Annotated in this window: 6 protein-coding genes; 1 reads left to right on the top strand and 5 read right to left on the bottom strand. The window is 71.4% G+C overall.

Annotated elements, in window-relative coordinates; translation table 11 throughout:
- Window positions 1-44: 44 nt before the first annotated feature.
- The 3 genes from ABD241_RS01510 to fdxA all read right to left on the bottom strand — a co-directional run bounded on the left by ABD241_RS01510 (window position 45) and on the right by fdxA (window position 2,908).
- Complete coding sequence (locus ABD241_RS01510) at window positions 45-1,325, bottom strand: citrate synthase (protein WP_344057740.1); 1,281 nt, start codon at window positions 1,323-1,325, stop codon at window positions 45-47.
- 144 nt (window positions 1,326-1,469) lie between these two features.
- The gene (dapC, locus tag ABD241_RS01505) at window positions 1,470-2,585 is read right to left on the bottom strand and encodes a succinyldiaminopimelate transaminase (RefSeq protein ID WP_344057738.1); all 1,116 of its coding nucleotides are present in this window, start codon (window positions 2,583-2,585) and stop codon (window positions 1,470-1,472) included.
- Window positions 2,582-2,908, bottom strand: coding sequence for a ferredoxin (fdxA, locus tag ABD241_RS01500; RefSeq protein ID WP_142184795.1), 327 nt, complete (start codon window positions 2,906-2,908; stop codon window positions 2,582-2,584). The genes dapC and fdxA overlap by 4 nt, the downstream gene beginning before the upstream one ends.
- A gap of 64 nt (window positions 2,909-2,972) precedes the next feature.
- Here fdxA and ABD241_RS01495 point away from each other — a divergent pair, with 64 nt between their 5' ends.
- Entirely contained in the window at window positions 2,973-4,010 is a 1,038-nt protein-coding gene (locus ABD241_RS01495; RefSeq protein ID WP_344057733.1) for a GNAT family N-acetyltransferase, read from the top strand.
- A gap of 7 nt (window positions 4,011-4,017) precedes the next feature.
- Here the strand turns inward: ABD241_RS01495 and ABD241_RS01490 are convergent, their stop codons facing one another.
- Together ABD241_RS01490 and mshB are read right to left on the bottom strand one after the other, a co-directional pair.
- On the bottom strand, window positions 4,018-5,745 hold the full coding sequence (locus ABD241_RS01490; protein ID WP_344057731.1) for a VanW family protein: 1,728 nt from the start codon (window positions 5,743-5,745) through the stop codon (window positions 4,018-4,020).
- Window positions 5,746-5,866: 121 nt separating this feature from the next.
- On the bottom strand, window positions 5,867-6,817 hold the full coding sequence (mshB, locus tag ABD241_RS01485) for an N-acetyl-1-D-myo-inositol-2-amino-2-deoxy-alpha-D-glucopyranoside deacetylase (RefSeq protein ID WP_344057729.1): 951 nt from the start codon (window positions 6,815-6,817) through the stop codon (window positions 5,867-5,869).
- Between the last annotated feature and the right edge of the window lie 24 nt (window positions 6,818-6,841).

The following is a 6,841-nucleotide window of genomic DNA, read 5'->3' as shown; positions in this document are numbered from 1 at the left end:
GGTTCGTGGCCTTCGACGTCTGTGCCGACGCGACCTCGCGGGCGTCAGGCGGGGTAGCTGCGCTCCGGCTCGCCGGTGTAGATCTGGCGCGGGCGCCCGATCTTCGTCTCCGGGTCGTTCATCATCTCGCGCCACTGGGCGATCCAGCCCGGGAGGCGGCCGATGGCGAAGAGCACGGTGAACATCTTCGACTCGAAGCCCATGGCCTTGTAGATGAGGCCGGTGTAGAAGTCGACGTTCGGGTAGAGCCGGCGCTCGACGAAGTAGTCGTCGGCCAGGGCGATCTCCTCGAGGGCCTTGGCGATCTCGAGCAGCGGGTCGTTCTGGCCGAGCTTCTCGAGGATGTCGTCGGCGGCCTTCTTGATGATCGCCGCACGCGGGTCGTAGTTCTTGTAGACGCGGTGCCCGAAGCCCATGAGGCGGATGCCCGCCTCCTTGTTCTTCACCTGCTCCATGAACTTCTTGGGGTCCTCGCCCGAGGCGTGGAGCTTGCCCAGCATCTCCAGCACGGCCTGGTTGGCGCCGCCGTGCAGCGGACCCGAGAGGGCGTGGATGCCGGCCGACACCGAGTTGAAGAGGTTCGCGTGGGCCGAGCCGACGAGACGCACGGTGGACGTGGAGCAGTTCTGCTCGTGGTCGGCGTGCAGGATGAAGAGCAGGTCGAGGGCCTTGGCGACGGTCGGGTCGACCTCGTAGGGCTCGACCGGGTAGCCGAACGTCATGCGCAGGAAGTTCTCGACGAACGACAGCGAGTTGTCGGGGTACATGTAGGGCTGACCGACGCTCTTCTTGTGCGCCATGGCCGCGATGGTCGGCAGCTTGGCGAGGAGGCGGACGGTCGAGATCTCGACCTGCTCCTGGTCGAAGGGGTCGAGGCTGTCCTGGTAGAACGTGCCGAGCGCCGAGACCGCCGAGCTGAGCACCGGCATCGGGTGCGCGTCGCGCGGGAAGCCGTTGAAGAACGCGCGGAGGTCCTCGTGCAGCATCGTGTGCCGGCGGATGGAGTCCTCGAAGCGCGTCAGCTCCTCGGGGGTCGGCAGCTCGCCGTAGATGAGCAGGTAGGCGACCTCGACGAACGTCGACTTCTCCGCCAGCTCGGCGATCGGGTAGCCGCGGTAGCGCAGGATGCCCTCGTCACCGTCGATGAAGGTGATGGCGCTCTTGCACGAGGCGGTGTTGACGAAGCCGACGTCGTAGGTGACGAGACCGGTCTCCTTCAGCAGGGACCCCACCCCGAGCCCGTCATTGCCCTCGACCGCACCGACTCCCGGGAAGGTGAGTTCCTTGTCTGCGACCCTGAGTGTCGCGTCCACTGCCTTCGTCACTGTTCCTCGCCTTCTATCGCTCCGGCCAGAGGTTCGCCGGACATATCCGCGAGTGACGTTACCCCAGCGTCTGTCCAGGGTCGAAACAGCCCCTTTCGGCACAGCCGGGACGACCGGGTCGATACCGGCCGAGGTGCAGCCGCCTCAGAGACGGGCGCAGGCGGCCTCGATCCGCTCGTCGGTCGCGGTCAGCGCGATGCGCACGTGGCGCTGCCCGGCACTGCCGTAGAACGAGCCGGGAGCCACGAGGATGCCCCGGTCGGCGAGGTCGGAAACCGTTGTCCAGCAGTCCTCCTCGCGGGTTGCCCACAGGTAGAGCCCCGCCTCGGAGTGGTCGACGCGCAGCCCCGCGCGGGCGACCGCCGCGAGCAGCTGCTCCCGCCGGCGGGCGTATGCCGTGCGCTGCCTCTCGACGTGCGCGTCGTCGCGCAGGGCGACCCCCATGGCGTGCTGGACCGGCGTCGGCATGATCATCCCGGCGTGCTTGCGCACCGCGAGGATCGCTGCGACCAGTGCCGGGTCACCGGCGACGAAGGCCGCGCGGTAGCCGGCGAGGTTGGACTGCTTGGACAGCGAGTAGACGGCGAGCAGGCCCTCGTGCGAGCCGTCGCAGACGTCGGGGTGCAGGATGCTCGGCGTCGAGGTGCCGACCTGGCCCTCGCGCCAGTCGAGCTCGGCGTAGCACTCGTCGCTGGCCACGACGACGCCGTGCTGCCGCGCCCAGGCCACGACCTTGCGCAGGTGGTCGACCCCGAGCACCTGGCCGTTGGGGTTGCCGGGGCTGTTGAGCCACAGCAGCTTCGGAGTGGTCGCTGCGGTCAGCGGACCCAGACTGGTGAGCGACTGCGCCACCACGCTGGTGGCGCCGGCGATGCGGGCACCGATGTCGTAGGTCGGGTAGGCCACGGCCGGGATGCCGACGACGTCGCCGACACCCAGGCCGAGGAGGGTGGGCAGCCAGGCCACGAGCTCCTTGCTGCCGATCGTCGGGAGGACGGCGTCGAGGTCGAGCCCCGGCACGCCCCGCCGGCGCTCGAACCACTCGCAGATGGCGGCGCGCAGGTCGGCGGTGCCGACGGTCAGAGGGTAGCCCGGCGCGTCGGCCGCCTCGACCAGCGCACGGCGTACGACCTCGGGGGTGGGGTCGACGGGCGTCCCGACGGACAGGTCGACGATCCCCTCCGGATGCGCGACCGCTCGCGCCTTGTACGGCGCGAGCGAGTCCCAGGGGAAGTCAGGAAGGTCGAGCGGGGTGATCACTCGTCGTGTTCCTGAGGCGGCAGCGCCTCGATGAGCGGGTGGTCCTTGTCGATGACACCGAGCTTGGCCGCACCGCCGGGGCTGCCGAGGTCGTTGAAGAACTCGACGTTGGCGTTGTAGTAGTCGGCCCACTGCTCCGGGACGTCGTCCTCGTAGTAGATGGCCTCCACCGGGCAGACCGGCTCACACGCACCGCAGTCGACGCACTCGTCGGGGTGGATGTAGAGCGACCGCCTGCCCTCGTAGATGCAGTCGACCGGACACTCCTCGATGCAGGCACGGTCCTTGAGGTCGACGCAGGGCTGGGCGATGACGTAGGTCATGGGGAGCGGGCCTCCTGTGGTGGAGCGTGCGGGAGCGGATGCTGCACGGCCTAGTATGCCGGACATGACTGGCGATCCCCTGCGGGGTACCACGGGCCATCGGCTGACCGCCGGGCTCACCGTCGGCAGCCGCGTCGTCGTGCGCTACCGGCTCGAGGAGGGCTCCGAGGCCGCCGCCACGGACTTCCTCGGCGAGCTCGTCGCCCGCAACGACGACTTCCTCGTGGTCGACACCAAGACCGAGCGGGTCAAGCTGGTCCGCGCCGACGTCATCGCAGCCAAGGACGTGCCTCCCCCGGCGAGTCGCCCGGGACGCGCCCACGAGCGGATCTCGGCCGACGACCTCGAGAAGCTCATGGCCAAGGGCTGGCAGCCCCTCGAACGGGGCGGTCTCGGTGACTGGGTCCTTCGGGCGTCCGAGGGGTTCACCGGTCGCGCCAACTCCGCCCTCGTCGTCGGCGACCCGAGCCTGCCGCTGGACAAGGCGATCGACTTCGTCGAGGGCTGGTACGCCGAGCGCGGGCGCCCGGCCATCTTCCAGGTCCACGGGCAGCCGGGCTTCACGGTCGCCGACGACCCCACCGCCGCCGCGTTGCTCGACCGCGGCTACACCGCGGGCGGCGGCAACGCCGAGTGGGAGCGGGTGCACGTCATGACCGCCTTGTCGGCCGCCCTCCCGCCGCTGACCGAGCAGTCTGCCCCCGTCACCGCGGACGCCGAGCTGAAGCTCGACTGGCTCATGACCTACGGCGAGCAGCGCACCATCGTGCCGGGCGTCACCGAGGCGGTCCTGACCGGCAGCGACGGGCAGCTGTTCCTGTCTGTCCGCGAGCCGCAGAGCCAGCGGATCACCGCCCTCGCCCGCATGGCGATCCACCCCGGCTGGGCCGGGATCTTCGGCCTGTGGGTGCACCCCGAGCACCGCCACGAGGGTCTCGGCTCGACCATCGTGTCGGCGGTGGCGATGGTGGCCCGCGAGAACAACATGCCGGCGGTCTACCTGCAGGTCTCGGCGGACAACACCACGGGCACGGCCTTCTGGGAGAGCCTCGGCTTCGCGGTGCACCACGACTACGCCTACCTGGCGCGGCCGGCCTCCTGAGAAGTCCTCACGGGGGCGTGGCCTTCGGGTTGGTGCAGATGATGTGGTCCTCGGGCACGTAGTGGGTGGTCACCGGCTCGCTCCTGACCAGCTCGGGTGACCCCGGACGACGCCACTCGCGGGTCACGGTCACGTCGAAGCCGGGGTTGGGCTGCTGCGGGTAGCACTTCAGGCTGTCGCTGCTGATCGTTCGGGGTGGCACGACGTTGCGCCGCGGGCCCTTGACCGACGCGATGTCCCAGGTCTTCGTGCTCCACACCCGGCCGTGGACGAGGCCGCCCTCGACCCAGGTCTGCAGCAGCATCCCGTAGGGGGTGTCGTTCTTCCACTTGTTGTCGAGGCTCGGCCAGTAGACGGTGGCCTCGCGGCCCTCGGGGTAGCGAGGGATGAAGAAGGCGTGGGGGCTGAACTCGAGGAAGTGCACCCCGGCGAAGTAGGCGAGGTTGTAGACGACGGTCGAGACCTGGCTGATCCCGCCGCCGGTCCCCCGCGTGAGCCGGCCGTCGATGATGACGGTGCCGTCGGCGTACCCCTTGTCCTCGGTGCGCTCGCCGAGGATCCCGTTGAGGCTGAACGTGCCCCCGGCAGGGACGTACGTGCCGTTGATGCGGTTGGTGGCGACCACGAGGTTCTTGGTGCGGGTGGGGTCGTTCGTGGGGAAGGGCGACGTGAAGTCGGCCACCAGCGTGGTGACGCCGGCCTTCTGGGCGTCCGCGGTGGTGAAGGGTGGCTGCGCGACGGACGGGCTCATGTCGACGGTCCGGTTGTCGCCCGAGATGGCGGCCACGACCCGCTTGACCAGTGCGTCCTCGTCGACGACCAGCCCGTCGACCGAGGGCACGAGCCTGGGCTTGCCGTTGTGGGGCTCGAAGACCCACCGGGCACTGCTCGCCGCCCGTGTCGTCACCTTGACCTTGCCCGCGACCAGCCGTGCGAGGCCCCGCTCGTCGAAGCGGGGGGTGAGCCCGCCTGAGTCGTCGGGGACGACCGACACCATCGGGGCGTAGTCGGCCGGCGACAGCAGGACCTTGGTCTTGCCGGACACGAGGGTCAGGGGCCCCGACATCGCGGTGCTGCCGAACTGCGACGCGACCCGCTGGACGGTCTCGGCGTCGACGCGCGGCGCGGTCTCACGCAGCACGGCCGTGGCGGAGGTCGAGTCGGGGAATGCCCTGCGCAGCGCCAGCTTCGTGGCGGCGATGTCGAGCGTGTGGCCGGGCTCGGGCAGGTCGACCGACACCGCGCCCCCGGGGAACGTCACCCGCCCCTCGACGGCAGGGGCACCGAGCCCGGGGGCCACCCGCTGGAGGTATGCCGTCAGCGCGTCGTCGTCGACCCGCGTCAGCAGGGGTGCGCGCACCGTCCCGGTCAGCTTGGCCCAGATGACCCGCGGGTCGAGGGTGAAGCCGATGAGCCCGTCGAGGGAGCGGTCGGCGTCCACGCCGAGGCCGGCCTGCCCGGGCACGACCTCCACGGGCTGGTCGCGCCCGGGGACGGCCAGGGCGATCGGCGTCGCCAGCAGCGAGCGTGAGCCCCTGTCGATGGCCGCCCGCGCCGCCTCGGGGGTCATGCCGCCCACCTGGATGCCACCGATAGACACGGTGGCCGGCGCGTGCTGCGCAGACCATGCGCACAGGCCGGCGTAGCCCCCGCCGAGGACGACGGTCGCCATCAGCAGCCGCAGAGCGGTCGAGCGCCGCTCGCGGCGAGGGTCGTCGTGCCAGTCGTCGGACATGCGCTCTCCGTGCATGGGGTCAGGTGGCACGAAGGTAACCGCTCCACCGGCCGAATCCGCAGAGGCGGCGCTCATCGGCCGGCGGGTGTCGCCCGCGTCGGCCCGCCGGCCCGGCGGCGGCTCAGTCGAGCAGGTCTGTCCCCCGGCGTCCGGTCGGCTGCCACGTGCGGGGGTCGACCCGCCGGAAGCCCTCGCGCGCCGCGGTGCGCGCGGCCACGAGGTTGGAGAGGGCGTGGACGTCCTCTGAGGCGACGATGACCTGGGTGGCGTGCGCGCGCAGCGCGTCGTTCTTGACGGCGCGCGCGGCCTCGTCGGTCACGACGTGGGTCACGAGGGCGTCGTCGACGACGGAGGGCGGGAAGGGGTCGTCCGGCGAGGGCACCACGAGCCGGGGCGCCTCCGGCGAGCCGTCGCCGAGGTCCTGCTGGGCCCACCAGCACGCCGTGTCGAGCAGCGCCGGGTCGGCGGCCCGCAGCCACTCCCGGTCCTCGCGGGCCCAGCCGATGGGCGTGAGGATCTCGTAGGCGCGCCGCGGCAGGCTCTCGGCCTCGAGCAGCTGCAGCGCCCGGCGGGTCGCCCGGTGCGCCTGGACGTGGTCGGGGTGGCCGTAGCCGCCGTGCTCGTCGTAGGTGACGACGACGTCGGGCCGCAGCTCGCGCACCACGTCCGCCACGAGACCGCCGACCACGTCGAGGTCGGCCGCGGCGAAGGCCTCCGGACGCGCCGCTGCGGGCGAGCCGGCCATGCCCGAGTCGCGGTAGCGCGAGAGCCGGCCCCCACCCCCGTCTGGGCCGGCATCGGTGCCGGCATCGGGGTCGGCGCCGAGCACGTGGCCGACGACCCCGATGCGGGACAGGGCGCGGGTCAGCTCACCGTGGCGGAAGGGCCCGAGCCGGTCGTCCGGGTCCCCCTCGAGGTGCGCCAGCCCCGGCGGGATGACCTCGCCCTCCTCGCCCAGCGTGCACGTCAGGACGTGCACCTCGTCGCCACGGGCCACGTGGTGCGCCATCGCGATGCCGCACGTCAGCGTCTCGTCGTCGGGGTGGGCGTGCACGAAGAGCAGGCGAGGCACTTGCTTCCTCTCGGGGGTCTGGCG

The organism is Terrabacter lapilli (assembly GCF_039531305.1).
Taxonomy (GTDB): Bacteria; Actinomycetota; Actinomycetes; order Actinomycetales; family Dermatophilaceae; genus Terrabacter; species Terrabacter lapilli.
This window is presented reverse-complemented; position numbering and strand designations above follow the sequence as displayed.